23 protein-coding genes are annotated in these 23,164 nt (G+C 42.2%); 11 read left to right on the top strand and 12 right to left on the bottom strand.

Annotation, left to right across the window (positions count from 1 at the left end; genetic code table 11):
- Window position 1: 1 nt before the first annotated feature.
- Window positions 2-1,759: an alpha-glycosidase gene (locus tag ACOJQI_RS06175; protein WP_421384137.1), complete on the bottom strand. Its 1,758-nt coding sequence runs from the start codon at window positions 1,757-1,759 to the stop codon at window positions 2-4.
- A gap of 261 nt (window positions 1,760-2,020) precedes the next feature.
- Here ACOJQI_RS06175 and ACOJQI_RS06180 point away from each other — a divergent pair, with 261 nt between their 5' ends.
- From ACOJQI_RS06180 to ACOJQI_RS06200, 5 genes are all read left to right on the top strand, one after another.
- Window positions 2,021-3,307, top strand: coding sequence for an extracellular solute-binding protein (locus tag ACOJQI_RS06180; protein WP_421384139.1), 1,287 nt, complete (start codon window positions 2,021-2,023; stop codon window positions 3,305-3,307).
- A gap of 171 nt (window positions 3,308-3,478) precedes the next feature.
- Window positions 3,479-4,771 carry a carbohydrate ABC transporter permease gene (locus ACOJQI_RS06185; protein WP_421384140.1) on the top strand — a complete coding sequence of 431 codons (1,293 nt, stop codon included), beginning with the start codon at window positions 3,479-3,481 and terminating at the stop codon, window positions 4,769-4,771.
- A gap of 1 nt (window position 4,772) precedes the next feature.
- The gene (locus ACOJQI_RS06190; protein ID WP_421384142.1) at window positions 4,773-5,615 is read left to right on the top strand and encodes a sugar ABC transporter permease; all 843 of its coding nucleotides are present in this window, start codon (window positions 4,773-4,775) and stop codon (window positions 5,613-5,615) included.
- 41 nt (window positions 5,616-5,656) lie between these two features.
- Complete coding sequence (locus ACOJQI_RS06195; RefSeq protein ID WP_421384143.1) at window positions 5,657-7,195, top strand: alpha-amylase family glycosyl hydrolase; 1,539 nt, start codon at window positions 5,657-5,659, stop codon at window positions 7,193-7,195.
- 116 nt (window positions 7,196-7,311) lie between these two features.
- A complete protein-coding gene (locus tag ACOJQI_RS06200) occupies window positions 7,312-8,346 on the top strand; it encodes a LacI family DNA-binding transcriptional regulator (RefSeq protein WP_421385405.1) in 1,035 nt (344 codons plus the stop codon).
- Window positions 8,347-8,867: 521 nt separating this feature from the next.
- Here the strand turns inward: ACOJQI_RS06200 and ACOJQI_RS06205 are convergent.
- From ACOJQI_RS06205 to ACOJQI_RS06230, 6 genes are all read right to left on the bottom strand, one after another.
- Window positions 8,868-9,770, bottom strand: a complete 903-nt coding sequence (locus ACOJQI_RS06205; protein ID WP_421384145.1) for an NERD domain-containing protein — start codon at window positions 9,768-9,770, stop codon at window positions 8,868-8,870.
- A gap of 96 nt (window positions 9,771-9,866) precedes the next feature.
- Window positions 9,867-10,727, bottom strand: a complete 861-nt coding sequence (locus ACOJQI_RS06210; RefSeq protein WP_421384147.1) for an SDR family oxidoreductase — start codon at window positions 10,725-10,727, stop codon at window positions 9,867-9,869.
- Window positions 10,728-10,798: 71 nt separating this feature from the next.
- Complete coding sequence (locus tag ACOJQI_RS06215; protein ID WP_421384149.1) at window positions 10,799-12,160, bottom strand: CoA-disulfide reductase; 1,362 nt, start codon at window positions 12,158-12,160, stop codon at window positions 10,799-10,801.
- 97 nt (window positions 12,161-12,257) lie between these two features.
- Entirely contained in the window at window positions 12,258-12,749 is a 492-nt protein-coding gene (locus ACOJQI_RS06220) for a YajQ family cyclic di-GMP-binding protein (protein WP_421384151.1), read from the bottom strand.
- A gap of 150 nt (window positions 12,750-12,899) precedes the next feature.
- Window positions 12,900-13,031, bottom strand: coding sequence for a DUF3941 domain-containing protein (locus ACOJQI_RS06225; protein WP_421384153.1), 132 nt, complete (start codon window positions 13,029-13,031; stop codon window positions 12,900-12,902).
- Between the two features lie 61 nt (window positions 13,032-13,092).
- The gene (locus tag ACOJQI_RS06230) at window positions 13,093-13,959 is read right to left on the bottom strand and encodes a DegV family protein (RefSeq protein ID WP_421384154.1); all 867 of its coding nucleotides are present in this window, start codon (window positions 13,957-13,959) and stop codon (window positions 13,093-13,095) included.
- A 231-nt stretch (window positions 13,960-14,190) separates the two neighbouring features.
- On the opposite strand from ACOJQI_RS06230, the gene ACOJQI_RS06235 reads away from it, so the two are divergent.
- Both ACOJQI_RS06235 and ACOJQI_RS06240 read left to right on the top strand, forming a co-directional pair.
- A complete protein-coding gene (locus ACOJQI_RS06235) occupies window positions 14,191-15,045 on the top strand; it encodes a YitT family protein (RefSeq protein ID WP_421384156.1) in 855 nt (284 codons plus the stop codon).
- Between the two features lie 56 nt (window positions 15,046-15,101).
- On the top strand, window positions 15,102-15,854 hold the full coding sequence (locus ACOJQI_RS06240) for a BsuPI-related putative proteinase inhibitor (RefSeq protein WP_421384158.1): 753 nt from the start codon (window positions 15,102-15,104) through the stop codon (window positions 15,852-15,854).
- A gap of 35 nt (window positions 15,855-15,889) precedes the next feature.
- Here ACOJQI_RS06240 and ACOJQI_RS06245 read toward each other — a convergent pair whose 3' ends face one another.
- From ACOJQI_RS06245 to ACOJQI_RS06255, 3 genes are all read right to left on the bottom strand, one after another.
- Complete coding sequence (locus ACOJQI_RS06245; RefSeq protein ID WP_421384160.1) at window positions 15,890-16,084, bottom strand: DUF3813 domain-containing protein; 195 nt, start codon at window positions 16,082-16,084, stop codon at window positions 15,890-15,892.
- 2 nt (window positions 16,085-16,086) lie between these two features.
- Entirely contained in the window at window positions 16,087-16,239 is a 153-nt protein-coding gene (locus tag ACOJQI_RS06250; protein ID WP_168412990.1) for a hypothetical protein, read from the bottom strand.
- A gap of 120 nt (window positions 16,240-16,359) precedes the next feature.
- On the bottom strand, window positions 16,360-17,175 hold the full coding sequence (locus ACOJQI_RS06255) for a Cof-type HAD-IIB family hydrolase (protein ID WP_421385406.1): 816 nt from the start codon (window positions 17,173-17,175) through the stop codon (window positions 16,360-16,362).
- 166 nt (window positions 17,176-17,341) lie between these two features.
- Here ACOJQI_RS06255 and ACOJQI_RS06260 point away from each other — a divergent pair, with 166 nt between their 5' ends.
- Both ACOJQI_RS06260 and ACOJQI_RS06265 read left to right on the top strand, forming a co-directional pair.
- Window positions 17,342-18,109, top strand: a complete 768-nt coding sequence (locus tag ACOJQI_RS06260) for a prolyl oligopeptidase family serine peptidase (protein WP_421384162.1) — start codon at window positions 17,342-17,344, stop codon at window positions 18,107-18,109.
- Window positions 18,110-18,202: 93 nt separating this feature from the next.
- Entirely contained in the window at window positions 18,203-18,511 is a 309-nt protein-coding gene (locus ACOJQI_RS06265; protein WP_421384164.1) for a metal-sulfur cluster assembly factor, read from the top strand.
- A gap of 124 nt (window positions 18,512-18,635) precedes the next feature.
- Here the strand turns inward: ACOJQI_RS06265 and ACOJQI_RS06270 are convergent, their stop codons facing one another.
- Window positions 18,636-19,448, bottom strand: a complete 813-nt coding sequence (locus tag ACOJQI_RS06270; RefSeq protein WP_421384166.1) for an undecaprenyl-diphosphate phosphatase — start codon at window positions 19,446-19,448, stop codon at window positions 18,636-18,638.
- A gap of 249 nt (window positions 19,449-19,697) precedes the next feature.
- Between ACOJQI_RS06270 and ACOJQI_RS06275 the strand changes: the two genes are divergently transcribed.
- Complete coding sequence (locus ACOJQI_RS06275) at window positions 19,698-19,877, top strand: YjzC family protein (protein ID WP_421384167.1); 180 nt, start codon at window positions 19,698-19,700, stop codon at window positions 19,875-19,877.
- A gap of 102 nt (window positions 19,878-19,979) precedes the next feature.
- Window positions 19,980-22,574, top strand: coding sequence for an ATP-dependent chaperone ClpB (gene clpB, locus ACOJQI_RS06280; RefSeq protein ID WP_421384168.1), 2,595 nt, complete (start codon window positions 19,980-19,982; stop codon window positions 22,572-22,574).
- Window positions 22,575-22,665: 91 nt separating this feature from the next.
- On the opposite strand, the gene ACOJQI_RS06285 is transcribed toward clpB, so the two are convergent.
- The gene (locus ACOJQI_RS06285; protein WP_421384170.1) at window positions 22,666-22,848 is read right to left on the bottom strand and encodes a YjzD family protein; all 183 of its coding nucleotides are present in this window, start codon (window positions 22,846-22,848) and stop codon (window positions 22,666-22,668) included.
- Window positions 22,849-23,164 lie beyond the last annotated feature (316 nt).

The raw sequence follows: 23,164 nt of genomic DNA on the forward strand, positions 1-23,164 counted from the left end.
ATTAAAATTGCAGGATACTAAAGCCCAAAGGTTCCAGTTCAACCGCGATATCATCCGAGTCGGCAGCAAACTCGTCATCCTGCCAGAGGTCGGTGATTTTTCTGCCTTTCAAGTTGAATGGGAGCGGGTATACAGTTTTCTTGTCCGTTGAATTCACTATGACAACAACCGTTTTGGTCCCATCAGATTTTGTATAGGCGATGCAATCTTCATTAATATCCACTGGCAGGAAGGTGAATGTACCCTCATTTGCAAGAAGCCTGTGTTTTTTTCTTAAAGAGATCAGCTTATGGATATGGGCGAACAGTTCGCTGTCCTGCTTTCCGCTTTCCCATTCCATACACTTCCGGCATCCGGGGTCAGCTCCGCCTGTCAGACCGATTTCATCTCCATAATATATACATGGCGACCCTATAAAAGTAAGCATCAAGGTAAAAATCTGTTTGACTTTTTCCTTGTTATCCTTGCACTCGGTAAGGATACGGGGGGTGTCATGGCTTCCGACGAGATTGAATGCCGCCTCCATTACATTTTTAGGGTACATATGAACAACCTGAGTCATGCTCTCCACGAATTGCCGGGAATTTATTGTTTCCTTGGCAAATAGATTGAGGATGTTGGTCGTAAAGGGATAATTCATGACAGCATCGAATTGATCTCCCCTGAGCCAAGGCATTGAGTCATGCCAGATTTCACCGAGGATATATAAGTCCGGTTTTATTGCTTTCGTTTCTTTCCTGAATTCCCTCCAGAAAGAATGGTCCACTTCATTTGCCACGTCAAGTCTCCAGCCGTCGATATCAAACTCTTTTATCCAATAACGCCCGACTTCAAGAAGGTAGTCTCTGACTTCAGGATTTTCAGTATTCAGCTTTGGCATGGATGGTTCAAAAGCAAACGTATCGTAATTGGGAAGAGGTTCTCTCTTTAAAGGGAACTCCCTTATGTGGAACCAATCCTTGTAAGCTGATTGTTCACCGTTTTCCAAAACATCCTGAAATTGCGGGAAATAGAATCCGCTGTGGTTGAATACAGCATCCAGCATGACTTTGATTCCGTTATCATGGCACACCTTCACCAATTCTTTCAGCGTTTCTTTACTGCCGAACTGCGGATCAAGTTCAAAGTAATCGATAGTGTCGTATTTATGGTTCGAATAAGCTTTGAAAATCGGTGTAAAATAAATACCGGTAATTCCAAGTTCTTTTAAGTAGGGGATTCCTTCTAGGACGCCTTCCAGGTCTCCGCCGAAGAAATTATCCGGTTTCGGATCGGTGCTCCCCCAGGGCAGAGTGCCCTCAGGATCCCAATCTGTATTTCCATTGGCAAATCTCTCAGGAAAGATTTGATACCAGACTGTATCCTTGACCCATGAAGGGGCGGTGAAAACATCAATCGGGTTAAGGAAAGGAAAGCAGAAATAATCTCCTACATCATTCGTCGGTTCTGGGAGGAAGCCGCGATCACCAAAAAAGTGCGATTCTTGCTCATCTTCCAAAAGGAAACCATAGCGGAGTCTTCGGAAAGGCGGTTCTATTGAAGCGAACCAGTAATCATAGAGCTGATCTGCTCCTGTGTGGATCATTCGAAGGGAAGAATAGATCCATTTTCCCTCTTTCCACTCATAGGGATCTCCGTGAAGCAATGTAACGGTCTTAACGTCTTTTTTCTTGGTACGGATTCGGATATGTAACTCTTTATCAGTGCAAGCGTATGCATAATTATCTTTTGGTCTATGGTAGATAGCTTCTAATTGCATTGTCCATCCTCCTATTTCAATTTCATTTAAAGGTTATTCCATATCAATCTCAAAGTCAATTCAGAGTTTAAGCGGCAAATGATAAAACGTTTTCAAAAAAAATCAAAAAAAGTATTGTCAAAAAAAATATTAGCATTATAATAGGGGTAGGTTGTGCAATCGGTTTCACAAATTGAAAGCGGTATCTTAAACCCTTTATTTTTTGCTAGTTTGTGCAAACGGTTGTTCAATATAATTTTTTTGTACTCAGGAGGGGTCAGAATGAAGAAAGCACTATCATTATTGATGATCATCATGCTGGTTTTAGGCGCATTGGCTGCCTGCGGACCTAATCGTGAAGAAGGGGCAGGAAACAATAGCGAAGGCGACAAAGAAAATACAACAGATGATGCGAATAAACCAGAAAAACTAGTCATTTGGGAAGATAAAGACAAATCAGGATGGCTTGACGAAGTAGGTGCCGCTTTTACTGAAGAATACGGCATCGAGCTTGAAGTGAAAGAAGTAGAAATGGCTACTAAAGCGAAAGAACAGCTTCGTCTGGATGGTCCGGCTGGGACAGGCCCAGACGTATTGACTTTGCCGCATGACCAAATCGGAGAAATGGCTCTTGCAGGTCATATTGCTGAGCTGAATGTGGAACAAGATGTAATCGACCGTTATTCAGAGTCTTCTATCTTAGCGCAAACTTATGAAGGAACACTATATGGTCTTCCGAAATCTTCAGAAACACCGGTTTTCATCTACAACAAAGCACTAATGGAAGAAGCACCGGAAACAATGGATGAAGTGTACGATTTTGCGAAAGATTTTACAAAAGACGGAAACTTTGGATTCCTTGCTTTGTGGGATAACTATTACTTTGCACACGCTCCAATCGGAGGATACGGCGGATATGTATTCGCTGAAAATGATGGCGCATTAAATCCTGCAGACCTTGGTTTGAATAACGAAGGTGCTGTACAAGGTGCAGAATATATCCAAAAATGGTATGAAGAAGGCTTATTCCCTAAAGGGATCGTAGGCGAAAACGGCGGAGCTGCTTTAGACGGATTGTTCAATGAAGGAAAAGTTGCTTCTGTCATGAACGGACCGTGGGCTTTCCAAGGTTATAAAGATGCAGGAATCGATATCGGAGTTTCTGCTATGCCTAAGCTTCCAAACGGCGAGCCGATGAAAACTTTCATGGGTGTTAAAGGATGGCATGTATCCGGCTATTCCAAAAACAAGGAATGGGCACAAAAGTTCATCGAATTCATCACTCAAGATGAGTATGCTAAGCTTCGCTTCGAACAAACACAAGAGGTGCCAACAAACGTCGCTCTAGTCGATGACCCTGCAATTGCAGAAAATGAAGGTGCCAAAGCTGTAGCTGAACAGTCTCAAAATGCTGTACCTATGCCGAACATCCCTGAAATGGGAACAGTTTGGGAACCTATGGCAAATGCTCTTCAAACAGTGGTAACTGGCAAGCAGGAACCAAAAGCTGCTTTGGATTCAGCAGTTGATCAGATCGAGCAGAACATTCAAGCGAACCATTCAAACTAAAAAATAATAGAGGGGACTGACTCCTTGCCGGGTCAGTCTTCTATATTCCTGTATAGGATAAGTGCTGAATTGCAAATGATATTCAGGAACTTCATGAAGAAGGAGATTTCTTTCTTGATGAAGCTTCTGAAGCTTATAAAAAAATATAAAGAGAAGAAGGGGGAATTTAGGATGGCTGAAAATTCCTATCAAACTAAACATCGTAAAACAGCTCTTGCCCTTTCATTGATACCCGGTTTGGGGCAGTTCTACAACAATCAAAAACTTAAGGGCGGATTCTTTCTTATAATGGCTGCGGCTTTTATCTTTGTATTCCGTGATTTAATTGATTACGGTCTATGGGGAATCTTCACGCTGGGTGAAGATACAGGCGCACCGTATTATGACCATTCCGTCTTCCTGATGGTATATGGTATCCTGGCAATTATCATTATCTTATTCGGTTTAGGCTTCTATGCTTTTAATCTCTACGATGCCTTTAAAAACGGCGAAAAGAGAGACCGTGGTGAAAAACTAAGCACTATAAGGGAGCAGTACCGTAATCTTATAGATAACGGTTTTCCTTACTTAATTATGTCACCTGGATTTCTATTGTTAGTGTTTGTTGTTATATTCCCGATTATCTTCGTTGTGCTGCTGGCATTCACGAACTATGATCTATACCATTCACCGCCAGCAAAGCTCGTGGATTGGGTAGGTATTCAAAATTTCATTGATATTTTCCAAATCGATATTTGGAGAAGCACATTCTTTTCTGTATTAGCTTGGACACTTGTTTGGACTTTCGGTGCAACTACTACACAGGTGGCACTGGGGATTTTCCTGGCGATCCTGGTCAACCAGAAGGACCTGAAAGGAAAAGCAATCATCCGTACGGTATTCATTTTACCATGGGCGATTCCAGCATTCGTTTCCATCTTGATCTTTGCGGGAATGTTCAACGAATCGTTCGGTACCATAAACAGGGACATCCTCTCGTTCTTTGGAATCGGCGACCTCCCTTGGATGACGGAAGCGCTGTATACAAGAATTGCATTGATTTTCATCCAGACATGGCTCGGTTTCCCGTTTATTTTTGCAATGACAACGGGTGTCCTTCAATCGATTCCCAATGAGCTTTATGAAGCCGCTACAGTAGACGGGGCGTCAAGCGTTCAAAAATTCAAGAACATCACGCTTCCGCTGGTATTGTTTGCGACTGCGCCGATCTTGATTACACAATACACCTTTAACTTTAATAACTTTAATGTTATCTACCTATTTAATGGCGGAGGTCCTGCATTAACAGGCCAGAATGCTGGTGGAACGGATATCCTGATTTCCTGGATATACAGCTTGACCATGACATCTGCTCAGTATTCTAAAGCAGCTGCCATTACACTATTGCTATCTATTATTGTTATTACAGTAGCGGTATGGCAGTTCAGAAGAACAAAATCATTCCAAGAAGAGGATATGATGTAATATGAATTTAAAAAAACAGAAAATCATCAGATTAACTCTATCGTATATAGCCATTGCCATTATGTTCGCGGTCATCTTGTATCCGGTAGCCTGGATTGTCGGGTCTTCATTTAACCCTGGACAAAGTTTATCCGGTTCAAGCATCATTCCAAAAAATGCGACACTGGCACATTATAAAGAACTATTCGACCTGGAAAATAGCAATTACCTGATTTGGTATTGGAACTCGTTGAAAGTAAGTTTATCGACAATGGCTTTGACTGTATTGATGGTCAGCCTGACAGCTTACGCATTCTCACGTTACCGTTTCGTCGGTAGAAAAAATGGATTGATGACATTCCTGATCCTGCAAATGATTCCTAACTTTGCTGCCTTGATTGCGATTTTCGTACTGGCACTTGTTACAGATTTGCTTGATACCCACCTTGGTTTGATTCTTGTTTATGTCGGCGGCCAGATTCCGATGAATACCTGGTTGATGAAAGGGTATCTTGATACAATTCCTAAGGAACTTGATGAATCGGCAAAAATGGATGGAGCGGGGCATTTCAGGATCTTCTTCCAAATTGTCATGCCTTTGGCTAAGCCGATTATAGCCGTTGTAGCTCTATTTTCTTTCATTGCACCATTTGCTGATTTCATCATTGCCAGCATCCTGTTGAGAACGGAAGATAAGTATACACTGCCGGTAGCCCTTTACGATATGGTGGCAAAACAATTCGGGGCGGAATTCACTACTTTCGCTGCAGGCTCTGTATTAATTGCAATCCCGATCGCATTACTGTTCCTGTATTTCCAAAAATACTTCGTTTCCGGATTGACGGCCGGGGGGACAAAAGGATAATCTTAAAGGCGTAAACTTATAAAATTTAAGGAGGAGCGGAGATGAAAAAAAGAGTCTTATCTCTTATTCTAATCCCGTTTCTTCTTTTTTACGCCCTCCCTGCAGGAGCTGCTGAAAAAGAAGAACGTACTTGGCAAGACGAAACTATTTATTTTTTGATGATAGACAGATTTAATAATGGAGATCTGTCCAATGACTTCGATGTAGACAGGGATGACCCGAAAGCCTATCAAGGCGGTGATTTTCAAGGTGTCATTGATAAGCTTGATTATATAAAGGACATGGGCTTCACTACCATCTGGCTTACTCCCGTCTTTGATAACCAGGAAAAGGGTTATCACGGGTATTGGATTAAGGATTTCTATAATACCGATGAACACTTTGGGTCTATCGAAAAATTCAAGGAACTTGTCGATGAGGCTCATAAACGCGATATGAAAATCGTTTTGGACTTTATTGTCAATCATGTGGGTCCGAACCATGAATGGCTTAATGATCCTGAAAAAGAAGATTGGTTCCATGAAAAGCAGCCAATGGATATGAATGATGATGAAAGCCTGCAAAATGCCTGGCTGTATGATTTGCCTGACTTGAATACGGAAAATCCTGAAGTGAGAGAATACCTTCTTGATGCTGCCCGCTGGTGGATTACGGAAACTGATATTGACGGGTACCGCCTGGATACCGTTAGACATGTCCCGCAGGATTTCTGGGAAGAATTTTCAGATGCGGTAAAAGCTGAAAAAGAAGATTTCTATTTATTAGGTGAAGTGTTTGATTACGACCCTCGCAACATAGCCAAATATGAGGGAGTCGGCATCGATGGTTTTGCAGATTTCCCGCAGGCAAGGGAAATGCGCGATGTTTTCCAGAAGCCGGATGTGGATATGGATAGATTATTTAACTTCTGGCAATATAATCAAACCTATTTTGAAAATCCTTACTTGATGGGAACGTTCATTGATAACCATGATATGGTCAGATTCACGAATTTAATCACACAGAATAACCAAAATCCGGCTACCCGCTGGAAGCTGGCATTCGCATATATGTATACAGTTCCTGGACTGCCGATTGTTTATTATGGGTCAGAAATTGCCTTAAGCGGGGGAGAGGATCCTGATAACCGCAAATTGATGGGTTTCAAGGCAGATGAAGTATTGATAGAATATATCACAAAGCTCGGTGAGATAAGGAACAGCCATACAGCCCTGACGAGAGGAAGCATGGAGCTCCTTTACGAAGAGGATGGAATGGCGGTCTACAAACGAGAAGATGAAAACGAGACGATTATCGTAGCAGTCAATAATACCAGTAAGTCTCAAAGTGTGAAACTCACTTCACCTCAGCTGCCTGAAGGAATGGAGCTTAGGGGTCTTGTCGAAGATGACCTGGTCCGTGCTGACGGAGATACTTACGATATCATTCTTGACAGGGAAAAGGCTGAAATTTATGTGCTTTCTCCAAGAAGCGGATTGAATTACGGATTTATTGGAGCGCTGACGGCAGTATATATCATCTTCATGATTTTCCTTTACTACGTATGGAAAAAAGGCCGTGATAAGCGGAAGGCCGAATAAAATAATATAAGTTCTCAGCGCGGTTGATTCCTCCTGCTGCGGCAGCCGGAATCAACCCGTTTTTAAAAAAAGAAGGAAGTTTTATGAGAGCGGTTTCAGGGGAGGGAGAGAAAGATATGGCTGTAACAATAAAAGATGTGGCAAAGCTGGCTAATGTTGCTCCATCGACTGTATCCAGAGTGATAGCCAACAATTCCCGTATAAGCGAGAGTACGAAACAAAAAGTAAGAGATGCAATGAAGCAGTTGGGGTACCATCCCAACTTCATTGCCCGGAGTCTGGCAAACCAATCCACTCAGGTCCTTGGTCTCGTATTACCAGGTTCGGCTGATACATTTTTTCAGAATCCGTTCTTTCCAACAGTCCTTCGCGGCTTAAGTGAAGGGGCTCATGAAAAACAGTACGCTTTGCAAATGACAACTGGCCAGAGCGAACAGGAAATATACGATGGGATTGTCCAGATGGTGCAAGGAGGCAGAGTGGACGGGATTGTCCTTCTCTATTCCAAAGTCGAAGACAAAGTCATGATGTATTTGAAAGAAAGAGATTTCCCTTTTGTGGTGATTGGGAAGCCATTCAAGGATGCTGATGAAATCACTCATGTCGATAATGATAATTTCAGGGCAACAAAAGAAGTGACAGACTACCTGCTGGATGCCGGTCATGACCGGATCGCGTTTGTAGGCGGAGATTTAAATCTTGTCGTGACTGTCGAGCGCCTGCTCGGTTACGAGAAATCACTGAGGAACGCAGAGATCCCTCTAAGAGATGAATACATCGTCCATGAAGAATTTCTAAGAGAAGGCGGTCAGGAAGCGGTTAAGGAGTTAATGAATCTTGAAAACCCTCCAACAGCATTAGTGGTTGCCGATGATTTAATGTCCCTTGGTGTGTTGAATACACTGAATGAAATGGGAATCAGGGTCCCGGAAGACATCTCCATCATCAGTTTCAACAATGTGATGCTGGCTGAAATGTCCCGCCCGCCACTGACCTCTGTCGATATTAACATTTTTGATTTGGGGTATCAGGCAGCAAGGAACTTGATTCAGAAGGTCGAGGATCCGAGAGAACCGGTCAAACGGATTACGATTCCCCATAAAATAGTAGAGCGGTTTTCATGCACGAATGTGAACGGGGATACGGAGTAAGCTTCTATAGATTGAGCTGGCCTTTAGGGCTGGCTTTTTTTGTGTTTGGTAGTTTGTGATTTATAGATTACTGGGCCAATGGGGAAGAGAAATTAGAGGGGTGTTGGCCCGTTTAGAAGATTACAGGGCCAATGAGAAAGGAAAACGGAGGAGGTGTTGGCCCGTAAACTGAGTTACCGGGCCAATGAGAAAGGAAAGCGGAGGGGGTGTTGGCCCGTAAACTGAGTTACCGGGCCAATGAGAAAGGAAAGCGGAGGGGCTGTTGGCCCGTAAAGTAGATTACCGGGCCAATGAGAAAGGAAAACGGAGGAGGTGTTGGCTCGTAAAGTAGATTACCGGGCCAATGGGGAAGAGAAATTAGAGGGGTGTTGGCCCGTAAAGTAGATTACCGGGCCAATGAGAAAGGAAAGCGGAGGGGGTGTTGGTCCGTAAACTGAGTTACCGGGCCAATCAGAAAGAAAAACGGAAGGGGTGTTGGCCCGTAAAGAAGCTAAATGCAGAGGGTAAACTAAAACACGAGCTTATTCGTAATAGGAGGCCCTGCCTAAATTGACTAGTTTAAAGTTCTTGGAAAGGAAATGCTTGATTGTTTTCTTATCTTTTATTATTCCGCACCATTCCAAAGCTAGGGAAACGGTTAAATTTCTCTCAGGAAACAACCTCATAAATTCCTCCAGGGTTCTAAATACGGCTGAATAAGAATCCTCCTGGTGATTACAATAGTGGCAATTTAAGTTCTTGGAATAGTAAGTATAAAACTTTCTGCAGCCAGGACAAAGGATTCCCTTTTTCAATTCGTCATAACGATAATCAGGAAGCTGGGTATACGGGTTAGTGGCAGTAGTCTTAGAAATCAAATTGGATGCAATTTCTGTATGATTCCTTTTTAAGAAAGAAGAAGACTTTCTTATTTTTGCTATGAATCGTTCTAGTTGATTGGGATAAATGATTGGCAGATCAATAGGGGCGTTGTAAAGATGGAAGCGTGGATTAACAAAGATGGCAATGGATTGAATGGGGATGGTGTAACCAAGGTTTTCCATGATTCCGCGTAAGACAGGTTCATTCCGTTTTAGTTGAAGAATAGGATTCTTGGTATTTGTGCCGTCAATCCTTTGGAGATTATCGCCTTTCAGGATATGATCCCCTTCATAGTTTTTGACTTCAAATAAATAGATGACTTTAGAAGTTAACAAAATGGTATCAATTTGAACAAATGTATTATTTGGCATAAACTGCATATCCGGCAGCAAAATCCGATTCTCTAAAACCGGTTTCAACCATTCATCAAAAAGTTTCTCCCCGGCAAAACCTTTCTCCAGCCCTGCATAGTATTGTTTCTCTTTAGCATTTAAATCTTTGCGGGAATTCAATGAACGGTAAATCATTAATTCATCCGATTCCACTCTTTCTTTTAACTTCAATAGACATCACTCCTTTTCTCTGTGATACCATATAATTCCAAACCTCCATCAAAAAAACAGCCCCGCACAAAGGGCTGTTTTTCCGGAGATCAAATCTTATCCGTTAACTATTTTCCCGCCATTGACATGAATGACCTGGCCGGTTGTATATTGGGAGTCATCACTTGCTAAATAAACATAAGCAGGTGCGAGTTCGAATGGCTGGCCGGCTCTTCCAAGAGGTGTATCGGCTCCGAATTTGGCTACTTTATCTTCAGGGAAAGTTGAAGGAATTAGTGGTGTCCAGATAGGTCCTGGAGCAACGCCATTGACCCTGATGTTCTGGGATGCCAGCGACTGGGAAAGAGATCTAATGAATGCCACGATGGCTCCTTTTGTTGAAGAATAATCAAGCAGCTGTTCATTTCCCGCATAAGCAGTGACGGAAGTGGTATTGATGATGGAGCTTCCGCTCTTCAGATGGGGAAGAGCTGCTTTTGTCAGATAGAAGAAAGAGAAAACATTGGTACGGAATGTTTTTTCCAGTTGTTCGTCGGTGATGTCCAACAGGCTTTTTTGCGGATGCTGTTCCGCTGCATTGTTGACCAGAATATCCAGTTTTCCGAAATGGTCAACTGTTTTTTGAACGACTTCAGCACTGTAGGAAGAGCTTCCAAGGTCTCCTGCGAATAATAAGCAGTTTCTACCTTCCTTCTCAATGAGGTCCTTCGTTTCCTGGGCGTCCTGATCTTCTTCCAGGTAAGCGATCGCAATGTCAGCACCTTCTTTTGCAAAGTAAAGCGCGACAGCTTTTCCAATTCCGCTGTCACCTCCGGTAATGAGAGCGACCTTTCCATCCAGTTTTCCGCTTCCTTTGTAGTTATCATCCATGTATTTTGGCTGCGGGTGCATTTCCTTTTCAGTTCCAGGCTGGTGATCCTGGTGCTGCGGCGGGAAGTTGTTATTATTTTGAGACATACAAGACTTCACTCCTTTGATAAAATAAGATCTGTCATTTTCAGAGTATCTTTACCCTCAAGAATTCTATTTTAATCAACAGGTTTATCTTTTAACATGTTCTCTGCTTTATACCCGATGATGTTCAACAAGTCTTTAGGTGATGAGTAAGGAGGGGAGTAAGCTGTTTCGATTTCCTGCAGCCGGTCGACTGTGATATTTCCGTTTATAGATGCTGCAATCACATCTATTCTTTTATCAACGCCTTCTCCTCCGATAATTTGTGCTCCTAATATTTTGCCGGTATCCTCATGGAAGTGCACCTTGACTTTAACCCTCTCTGCTCCCGGATAATATCCTGCATGTGATTTACCACTATGCGTCACTGTCTTAAAGGGCAGATTCTCGGCTAAAAGTTGTTTCTCATTTAATCCTGTGGATGCAGCAGTCAGGCTGAAAACCTTGACAACCGACGTTCCGAGGAGACCTTTGAACCGCACAGGGTCACCGGAGATGTGTTTGGCAGCAATATAAGATTGTCTGTGTGCGGGCCAGGCAAGGGGAATTCTCACTGGACTACCAGTAATGGCACTCTTGGTTTCCACAGCATCACCGACTGCATAAATAGATTCATCACTGGTCTGCATAAATTCATTTGTTTGAATTCCACGAGTTTCCCCTATATACAGGCCGGCCTTTTCGGCAAGTTGGGTCTGCGGCCTCACACCTGTTGCTAAAATGATGAAGTCCGATTTCAGTTCAGTTCCCCTTTGGGTCAGCAGAAATCCATTCTCTTTTATTTCCTGTACTCCATCATTTAGAATGACATTGATACCATTTTGTTTCAGTTCTTCTTCAATCATTTCGCTCATATCTTCATCCAGGATACCCATGAGGTGAGGGGAGGCTTCTACAAGATTGATATCCAAGCCGAGACCCGCAAGGTTTTCCGCCATTTCCACACCTATGAAACCGCCGCCTATAATTGAACAGGAGGCAGGTTTATTTTCCTCCATGAAGGCTTTGATTTCATCCATATCTTCTATATTCCGCAATGAAAAATAACGGCTGTTCTCCAATCCTTTTATTGGAGGAATGAAAGGGAATGCACCAGGAGCAAGCACTAGCAGATCATAATTTTCCTGATATACTTTATCTGACTTAACATCTTTAATATCAATCCTTTTATTTTCCCGGTTGATGGATAAGACTTCATTGTAAATACGTACATCTATGTTGAGTTTCTCCTTCATTGACTCGGGGGTTGCTGCAAATAGATGATCCCTTTCTTTTATGACTTCGCCCAGGTAATAAGGCATTCCGCAGTTGCCGAAAGAAATATATTTATCTTTTTCAAATACAATGATTTCACATTCTTCATCCATTCTCCTGAGTTGTGCAGCAGTTGTGGCACCGCCGGCAACACCGCCGACAATGAGTACTCGTTTGTCCATTTTCAGTCCTCCTAACCATTGGTATGTCAAAATAGTGTATAAAAAAAGCCGGATGGATTTATTTTACCCAACCGGCTTGATTAGAAACGATGTGCAATCAGCGGAAGTTCACAAATTGAACATCCACTGACAAATCAGCTTCTCTTACTGCAGCCATGATCTGCTGAAGATCGTCCCTGCTTTTTCCTGTGACGCGTATTTGGTCATCTTGAATTTGACTTTTTACTTTTAATCCTGAATTCTTGACAAGTGTGTTGATTTTTTTAGCATCTTCCTTGCCGATGCCTTGCATTAATTTAGCACGCTGACGGACGGTACCTCCAGAAGCGCCTTCAAGTTTTCCATAGTCCAGATTTTTAACAGGGACTCCTCTTTTGATGAGTTTGCTGAGCAGTACATCTTTCAACTGATTCATTTTATATTCATCATCAGACACTAAGACGATCTCTTCCTTATCAAGGGAGAGGTCGCTTTTGCTTCCTTTGAAGTCATATCGGGTCTTGATTTCCTTTAATGCAGCGTTGATCGCATTTGTAACCTCTGGAAAATCAACTTGTGAAACGATATCGAATGAATTTTCTTTTGCCATGAGTTTGCCTCCTTATGTATATGCATCGCTAAAATAGGATGGACCTTTTATTAACATTATAGACAAGGAAATAGCGCCATACAACTTTTAGCACAATGCTGTACTGTAAAAGAAAAGGGCCAGCTGCTTAAGCGGCTGGTCCTTTTAATCTCAGAGATGGTCCGTCTTTTTGGAGTACTGATTTTTTCCCCTTTTACGGTTTTTCTCTTTCATCATATTTTTCTCGTGCAGCAGGGCATTATTATCTTTTGCTTTCTTATCATTATCCGAAGTATGCGGCATATTTGGATTCTCCCTTCTAAATCTTATTCAGATTTAGCTTTTCCTGAAAAGGGAGGCGTTATTACTGTTCAACAGGGTATTGATTGGAAAAGAAAATGGCTAATGTTCCCGGGCCTGCATGCGAACCAACCGCAGCTCCGATAATATTAATGTATACTTCTTTTGGCTGGAACCGTTCTTGTATCAGATGTTTCATTTCCAGGGCCATCTCTTCGTCATCTCCATGGCTGATGGCTATAACTTGCTGTCCGAGGTTCTGGCCCCGGTCTTCCATGACGTCAAGAATTCGCTTAATGAGTTTTTTGCGGCCCCTGATTTTTTCAATCGGCACAAGCTTACCGTCTTCAACATGGAGAAGGGGCTTAACATTAAGCAGTCCCCCAAGGAATGCTGAAGCCTTTGAAACTCTGCCGCCTTTGGCTAAGTAATCCAGATCCTCTACTGTAAAGAGGTGTTCCATATGCTGGCATCTGCTTTTAGCAAAGGAAATGATACTTTCAGCTGAAGCCCCTTGCTTTAAAAGAGAAGCAGCTTCTTTTATAACCAGGCCGTAACCAAGTGAAGCCCCTTTGCTGTCGATGATTGTCAAATCCAATTCAGGATATTCCTCCTTGACTTGATCCCTTATCATAACAGCTGTTTGGTAGGTTCCGGATAATTCAGAAGAAAAGGTTACATAAATCCCTTGATTTCCGCTTTTGGCAAGGTCCGTAAATACCTTCTGAAAAAAAACGGGGGATGCCTGGGAAGTTTTCGGCATTTTACCCTCCCGGATCTTCTGGAAGACTTCCTTTGGCTGGATAGTAACCATATCCTCAAATTCTTTATCATCTATGAGGACACGTAAAGGAATAAGTTCTACATCATATTCTTCATAAAAGATCTCTGGCAGATCTGATGCACTATCAGCAAATAAACGAATACTCATTTTTACCAATCACCCTTTGTCTATTATTAAATGGCAGTAATGTAAAATTTTTGATTCATTGGTTCAAAGCAGTTTTGAAGTAAACTCCATTTCGAAAGTGTTTAACAGAAAAGAAACGAATGATATATTCTAAGTCTAGCCATTTATAGAAAAAATGACAATCATTTGTTGTTTTTTTCATTTTTGGGATAAATAAAGAAATAGAGCTATTTTTTAAAAGGAGGTAATGCAATGTCTCGTGACTTTGTAGTAGTGGAAACAAAAAAGATGGTGGTCGTGCTGTTCGGAGCCCTCCTGAATGCGATTGCCCTTAATTTATTTCTGATTCCTGCGAATGTTTATGCCAGCGGATTCACCGGTATTGCGCAGCTGCTATCGAGCGTCCTGTCGGATTACACACCCATTAACGTATCTACCGGGATCCTGCTGCTTCTGCTTAATATTCCGGTAACCATCCTCGGCTGGTTAAAGGTTGGCAAATCTTTTACTTTCTACAGTTTCATTTCGGTATTTGCAACTACGGTCTTCCTGGGGTTCATCCCGGTGACACATCTTTCTCCCGACATATTGCTCAATGCTGTTTTTGGTGGCGTCATTGCAGCTGTCGGGGTGGGGATAACATTGAAGTGGGGTGCTTCTACAGGAGGAATGGATATAATCGCCATGATTCTTTCCCGTCTGAAAGACAAGCCGGTCGGTACATATTTTTTCCTGATGAATTCAATCATCATCATTACTGCCGGCCAGCTTTATGGGTGGGAGAAAGCATTATATACACTGGTGACGCTATATGTTTCCACGCGGGTGATTGATGCCATCCATACAAGACATGAAAAACTTACAGCAATGATCATCACCAAGAATTCAAAAGAGGTAAAAGAAGCGATTCACTCCAAACTTGTAAGGGGCATTACAACACTTCCGGCAAAAGGCGGCTTCACAAATGAGGATAAAGAAATGCTTATCATTGTAATAACTCGCTATGAGTTATATGACTTGGAAATGATCATTAAAGAAGTCGATCCAAGCGCCTTTACCAATATTGTAGAAACAGCCGGGATCTTTGGTTTCTTCCGGAGGGACTAATCCGTGGGAAAATGAGAATAATAAAGGTGCATTCTTAAGAGAAAGGGGTAAGCCTTTTGAAAAAAGCCATCGTGCTCATGTTCTCATTCATTTTGGTGATCCAGATGATTCCCAGCAAGATTTTGGCCCAGAAGCCTGTATGGAGTGTTGAAGTCAAACAAGGGTCGGAGTTCGCTGAGATCCAATTCAAAGTATATAATGATACTTCTGGAAAAATGATGTTGGAATTCCCGTCAAGCAAATTCTTTGATTATGAAGTGCTGAACAAAGCCGGGGAAAAAGTATACAAATATAGTGATGATAAAGCCTTTCTGCAGGCGATTCAGCGAATAACAATTAACAGCGGAGAAACAAAAATCTGGCAGGATAAATGGAATTACACCTCTTCAGAAGGAAAAAGGATTCCAGCTGGAATCTATACTATCAAGGCAGCTCTTATGGTGAAAAATATTAATGGAAAACCCGTTGAAGGAGATCTCGTCCAGAAGGTGAAGATAACTGCAGAGACTGAAAATCCCTCGTTTAGAAATGTAGAATTTCAAACTGCTGAAGGGACTTATAAGATTAAGGGAGAAGCAAAAGTATCTGCGGGCTGTTTCTACTATACAGTGGAAGACGGGCACGATATTCTAAGGGAAGAGACGCTGATAAAAGTAAACAAGGAATATCCGAACTGGACTTCTTTCAATTTTACCTTTAATCTGGCTCAAGGACAGCTTCCCAAGGACCGGCCTGTAATGTTGAATTTATATGAACGTGATCTTAAGGATGGGACTATTTATCACATCTATACAATAAGATTGAATTAAAGAAGCATTTGGCGCTGAGCCAAATGCTTCTTGCACTATTGCAGCTGATTTAGTTCATCTTGTAATTCACGGAGCTGCTCTTGTTCTGCTCTTGTCGTATTGGCATACGCAGATGAAAGAGCATTTTTGGCACGTTGAATGGTTTGCTGGGTGTCTTGACTGCCTGCTGATGAAGCCTCTTTCGCTAATTGGACATACTGGCGGGCTTCCTGGAATAATTGGTTACCCATACTTATATGCCTCCAAGTGAAGAGTTTTCAACGTTTTCTAATTTTTTGGCTTCAGCCTCAGCCAGTGTGGAGTGGTAAGGTATACGGTCATCATGTTTGGAAACCGCATCTTTTCCCTGTTGAACAAATCTTTTCGATTTATTACTTCTGCCCATCTTCAACACCCCTTTGTGAAATTAAGCACCAAACCCTCTTGTGCTCCCTATTAGTATGAACGGAACAGAGGCTGATTAGAGTAAAGAATTTTTGCCAACATTGTTAATGTCTGTTGTGAATCAGCTTAAACGGAGGTGGCCGCTTAAGAATGCTGCAATACCATCTTCTTCATTGCTTAATGTGATATCATCTGCAATGATTTTCAATGGTTCAATAGCATTGCCCATTGCCACACCCACTCCTGCATATTTAAGCATTTCCAGGTCATTGTCTTCATCCCCGAATGCAATGATCCTCTCTTGGGGAATTTGAAGGTGGCGGGCTGCCTTTTCGATACCGACAGCCTTGTTCAGGCCGCTCTTGACAATCTCAATGACATGCCAAGGTGCTGCCCAGCGGCGGTGGTCAATGACTTCAGCGTGAACACTGCTTAAATGGTCCCTGATATCTGACACATGCTCTTCATCAGCATGGATCAGCATGCTGGTAGGCGAGTCTCTCAGATAGCTGCGTAGATCACCGGTGGTCACATTCGGCTCACCAAAATTGAAAACATCAATCAAGCGTTCATCATGATAATGAAAATATACATCGTCCATGACTTCTGCAATGATATTCCTGAAGTTGAAATCAAAATCGTGACATGCCTGGACAATATCCTTGGCCACTTCAACCTCCATAGGCTCGTGGAAGATTCCCCAATTCTTATCCAGTGGGTGATGGACAAAAGCTCCATTAAAATTGACAATCGGCGTGTTCAGAACCAATTCTTTATAATACATCTCGCTGGCTCTGTAGGGCCTGCCTGTTGCTATCATAATTTCATGGCCATGTTCTCTTGCTTTATGTAAGGTCTGCCTTGTTTTTTCGGAAATTTTCTTTTCATCAGTCAGTAATGTACCATCTAAATCCAGAACGATTAAATGCTTATCCATGCTCATAAAATCAATCTCCAATCATTAATAAGTAAGCTGATTCCCTTTTTGAGTACAAGTATAGTGTATATGTTTCGTAAAACCAAAGTCCACCGTGGTAAACTAATTTATGTAAACTTTTACATTTAATTAAACAATCGAGATTTTTATATAAAGGAGTATAGAGATGATTACGATAAAAAAAGATCAAGTCGGAAGCATTCCGGTATTGAATCTCAGCTTAGAAGAAGCAGCTAATGAAAAATTGCCGGCAGTTTTCTTTATACACGGCTTTACAAGTGCTAAAGAACATAACCTTCATTATGCGTATTATTTAGCGGAGAAAGGTTACAGGGTGTTAATGCCTGATACGTTGCTTCATGGAGAAAGAGAAGAAGGGCTGGACGAAACCCGGCTCAGTGTAAAGTTCTGGGAGATCGTCATGACGACCATTGAAGAATTGGGCATGTTAAAAATCCATTATACACAGAGTGGCCTCATTGATGAAGAACGCCTTGGTTTAGCTGGCACTTCCATGGGTGGAATTGTTACTTTAGGAGCACTGACGAATTTTCCTTGGATTAAGACAGCGGTCAGCCTTATGGGATGTCCATCTTATACAGCCCTTGCCAACGCCCAGATTAATGGATTGAAAAAGAAAGGGTATACACTGCCTTATTCTAATGAGGAATTGAATTCACTGATGGATATGCTTGAGAAGTATGATCTAAGTAAGCATCCTGAAGTTTTGGAAGGCAAGGCTCTGTTCTTTTGGCACGGGAAGCAGGATACAGTCGTTCCTTATCAGCCGGCATATGATTTTTATGAAACCTTATTAGAAGAGGGACAGCCAAAGCTTAGGGATTTGCAGTTCATGTCAGACGATCTGGGAGGGCATAAAGTCTCCCGTGATGGTGTGCTGAAAAGTGTCCAATGGATTTCTGAAAACTTATAGGCCCATTCTGAAGAACCGTATCACTTTCTATACATAACATTCTTTGTTAAGATAAAAATATAAAAAGGTGTAGATAAGGAGTGAAACGAAGAGATGGATCAAGATATGAAAGACAGCATGATGGGCGCGCTTGAACAAGTTGTTGACCCTGAATTAGGAATAGATATCGTTAACCTTGGCTTAGTATATGATGTGGACTTGGATGAAGAAGGCAAAGCGACTGTAACAATGACACTGACATCAATGGGATGCCCATTGGCTGGAACGATTGTGGATCAGGTCAAAGCAGCACTTTCCGATCTGCCTGAAGTGAAAGATACAGAGGTCGATATTGTGTGGAATCCGCCATGGAGCAAAGACAAAATGTCCCGCTATGCTAAGATTGCATTGGGAATCAGATAAGCTATACTGTGAAAAGCGCCCAGATATTCTGGGCGCTTTCGTTTTTTTTTCGGTTCCAAGTGTCTCTAAAACAGTTGCGCAAATATAATACCAACAAAAAAAGAACGGAATAAATCCGTCCTACCTAAAAAATCAACACTGCTATACCAACGATCACACAATAGATCGCAAAGATTTTCAAGTTTCCTTTGGCCATAACATTCATGAACCACTTCAGTGAGAAGTATGAAGCCACCAATGATCCCAGGAAGGCAACAGCGTAAGGCAGCATCATTGTATCCAGGTTAGGGTCATCAAGCAAGTCTGAAAAACCGAGTACCATTCCACCAAGACTGACAGGGATATAAAGCAGGAAAGAATAACGCAAGGCCGTTTCCTGGTTCATTCCCCTTGCCATGGCAGCAACAATTGTTGCACCAGAGCGGCTGATACCGGGAATCAATGCAACAGCTTGGGCAAGACCCACGATGATAGCATCTTTCATCGTCAGGTCGCCATCGTTTTTCCGGCCGCGGAGATTACGGATGAGCCAAAGGGCAATTCCGGTAATGATAAGTGTAATGGCAACCGTCTTGATGGAAGAAAGGTTGTCAGATATGAAATCACCAAACAATACTCCGATGACACCTGCAGGAATGGTGCCGATGATCAAGTAAATAATAAAATGAAAGTCACGTTTATTTTCTGGACTCTTTTCTTTAAAATAGCCAAGTCCGTTCATTACAAGACGCATGATATCTTCACGATAAATAATCAAGACAGCAAACAAAGAAGCTGTGTTGACCAGCAGTTCAAATGTCAATCCCGGAAGGTCTATGCCAAGGTAATGCTGGGCCAGCTGCAAGTGACCGCTTGACGAGATGGGAATCGGTTCTGTGAAGCCCTGAAATAATCCAAGAAATAGATACTTCAACAGCTCGTATGTAGTTTCAGTCATTTAATTTCCTCCAAAGAATAATTTCTTCACATTTATCTATTTAACATCAAAGAAGGAAGACCTGCAAGACAAAACTGAGTTACCGTACAGGAAAAAATTGTTTTACCCTCTGCTTCACCGGTCCACAGCGATGGCAATAAAAGCCGCGAATCAAATCCGGCTATAAAAGTCATAGTAAAAGTGAGCGATTAACCAAATCGCCGAAAGTTTTCAATTTAAAGGCAATTTGACACAGAGGGAGGGGCTGACATGGGCCAGTCAAGACAATTTCGCTCAGGACAAAAAGCACCGAATAACGGAATATATATTGAAATCGGTGAAACCGGCAGCGGGGTCATGAACCCGAAAAAAGTCAAACTGAAAGCGGGAGACCGTTTTCCGGAAAACTCCAATGATAAGCGTTACTGGACATACATGCCAAAGTTCTAATAATGGAAGCCATCCTTAACCCGGATGGCTTTACTTTTTTTCGGATATAATTATAATGGAATTAAAGGTCAATAAAGGTCAAAAAGATTACGGAGGCAGGCTATGAACATTGATGGCTTTACTTATAAAGTACAGGAAGCGATTGCGTCAGCAGGTCAGCAAGCAGTAGAGCATAAGCATACAGAGATTACGCTCCTTCATCTTTGGAATGCGCTCCTTTTACAGGAGGATGGATTGTTACGTTCCCTTTATATAAGGCTGAACCTGGATGCTAATGGACTTATTCTATATATAAATAACCTCCTTAATGAGAAACCCTCTGTAACGGGGGAGGGAATTAGTTATGGGCAATATACCTCCCATGACTTCAATAAGCTGTTTCAGGATGCCGACAAGATAAAATCCAGCATGAAAGATGAATATCTGTCGGTCGAACATCTGGCTGTGGCAATTTACAATCAGAAGAATCATCCGATTACTGTCTATCTGCAAAAACACCAAATAACTAAAGAAAAGCTTTCTTTAATAATCGATGACATTAGAGGAGGAGAAAAAGTGAATACTCAAAATCCTGAGGCAAAATATGAAGCGCTGAAAAAGTATGGACGAGATCTAATTGAAGAAGTGAAAACCGGCAAGATGGATCCAGTCATTGGGCGTGACGGTGAAATCCGGCATGTCATCAGGATTCTATCCAGGAAAACAAAAAACAATCCCGTGTTGATTGGAGAACCGGGGGTTGGAAAAACTGCCATCATTGAAGGACTCGCACAGCGTATTGTACGAAAGGACGTACCCGAAGGGCTGAAGGATAAACAAATTTTTGAGCTTGATATGGGGGCGCTTGTGGCTGGGGCGAAATTCCGAGGTGAGTTCGAGGAACGGTTAAAAGCAGTTTTAAATGAGGTGAAACGAAGCAATGGGAACATACTGCTGTTCATTGATGAATTGCACACCATCGTAGGAGCGGGAAAAACAGAGGGGGCAATGGATGCCGGTAACCTGTTGAAACCGATGCTTGCAAGGGGAGAACTCCACTGTATCGGGGCGACGACACTTAATGAATACCGAAAATACATTGAGAAAGACCCTGCCCTGGAGCGAAGATTTCAACAGGTCATGGTAAAAGAGCCTGATGTGGAAGATACAGTCTCCATCCTAAGAGGATTGAAGGAGCGCTTCGAGATCCATCATGGGGTCAATATACATGATAAAGCGATAGTTGCGGCAGCGTCCTTGTCTGACCGCTATATCACCGACAGGTTCCTGCCTGATAAAGCGATTGACCTGGTTGATGAAGCATGCGCGTTGATCAGGACTGAAATTGATTCAATGCCTTCGGAGCTGGATGAAGTGACACGAAAAATCATGCAGCTGGAAATAGAAGAAGCGGCCTTGCTGAAAGAAAAAGATGATGCCAGCAAGAATCGTTTGCTGCTGCTGCAAGAAGAGCTTGCCAACCTGAAAGAAGAAGGAAATGCGATGAAAGCCAAGTGGCAGAAGGAAAAGGAAAAAATCAATTCCCTGCAGGAGAAGAGGGAAGAACTTGATCAACTTCGAAGACAACTTGAAGAAGCCGAGGGGAATTACGATTTAAATAAGGCTGCTGAGCTGCGACATGGCAAAATACCTGCAGCAGAGCGGGAATTGCAGCAGCTTGAAATAGAAATGATGAATGAACAGGAAAACCGCCTGCTTCGCGAAGAGGTGACAGAAGAAGAAATTGCAGGAATTGTGGCCAGATGGACCGGGATTCCGGTAAGTAAGCTGGTAGAAGGGGAACGTGAAAAACTTCTTAAGCTTGAAAAGATACTTCATCAGCGGGTCATCGGCCAGGATGATGCAGTTCAGCTGGTCAGTGATGCCATCCTCCGGGCCAGAGCTGGAATCAAGGACCCGGGAAGACCGATCGGCTCCTTTATTTTCCTCGGTCCAACTGGTGTCGGAAAGACCGAATTGGCAAAAACCTTGGCGCATACACTGTTTGACAGTGAAGAGCAAATGATCAGGATCGATATGTCCGAGTATATGGAAAAACATGCGGTTTCAAGGCTTATCGGCGCACCTCCGGGGTATGTCGGCTATGAAGAAGGAGGACAATTGACTGAAGCAGTAAGGAGAAAACCGTATTCAGTCATTTTGCTGGATGAAATTGAAAAGGCCCATTCTGAAGTGTTTAACATTTTGCTTCAAGTGCTGGATGATGGCAGAATCACCGACTCACAAGGCAGGACGGTGGACTTCAAGAACACGGTCATTATTATGACTTCGAATATCGGTTCACAATTTTTACTGGATAGACAAGATGATTCAGAAGATATTGATGAAAAGACAAAGGAACTGGTTCTCGGGCAATTAAGATCATCCTTCAGGCCTGAATTCCTCAATCGTGTGGATGATATCGTTCTTTTCAAGCCATTGAGTATCGATAATATCAAAGGAATTGTTGAAAAATCAGTCAGAGAACTTCAAAAGCGACTTCAGGAACAAAATATCACGATGGACATCAGTGATGCTGCAAAAGAGTTCATTGCTAAAGGTGCTTATGATCCTGTGTACGGTGCGAGACCATTGAAGCGGTATATTCAAAAGAATATTGAAACCAAGCTGGCGAGAGAAATCATCGCTGGCAGCTTCAAGCCTGATGACCAGGTGCTGATAGAAATCGACAATGATCACATTGTATTTAGAAGGTAAAGATCCTGTCTGCTGCGATAGTGATTAGCAGAATAAAAATTCCAACAACAACAAAAAAGGAGAATCCGTGGTGAAGGATTCTCCTTTTTTATTAATGTTTTTCCACAGGATCATTCGGGATGACCATGGAAACGATAAAGATCAGGATTGTGGCACCAATAGCCAGGATAAAGCCTGTCATGAAATCAAAATGAGCGCCAGTCATTGAAGATACTACATAAGTAAGCATTTCTACCAACAGGAAAGTCCAAAAGAAAGTCCAAAAATATTGCAAAACATTCACCTCAATTCCTTGCATCTATGTATAACAAGTTGTTATAGAGTTTAAGAAGAGAGAACATTCCCTCAACAAATCATTTTCTGTTTTATAGTACCATAATAATGAGAAATAATAAATCATTTTAAAACAGTAATGTAAACCTTTTCTTTAAAGATTTTTCCATCATCTCTCCAGGGGCGAGGCTCTTTATGTAGGCGAATATGCAGTTCTGTAATTAAATGAGTTCAATAATGATTGTATCTTAAAATATTGTTACTTTTATCAAAAGTTATTTGGCTGTTGTTCTTAAGGTTGATTGGAGAGTAAGGTG

Origin of the sequence: Bacillus salacetis, assembly GCF_049177075.1 — a bacterium.
Taxonomy (GTDB): Bacteria; Bacillota; Bacilli; order Bacillales; family Bacillaceae_B; genus Rossellomorea; species Rossellomorea salacetis_A.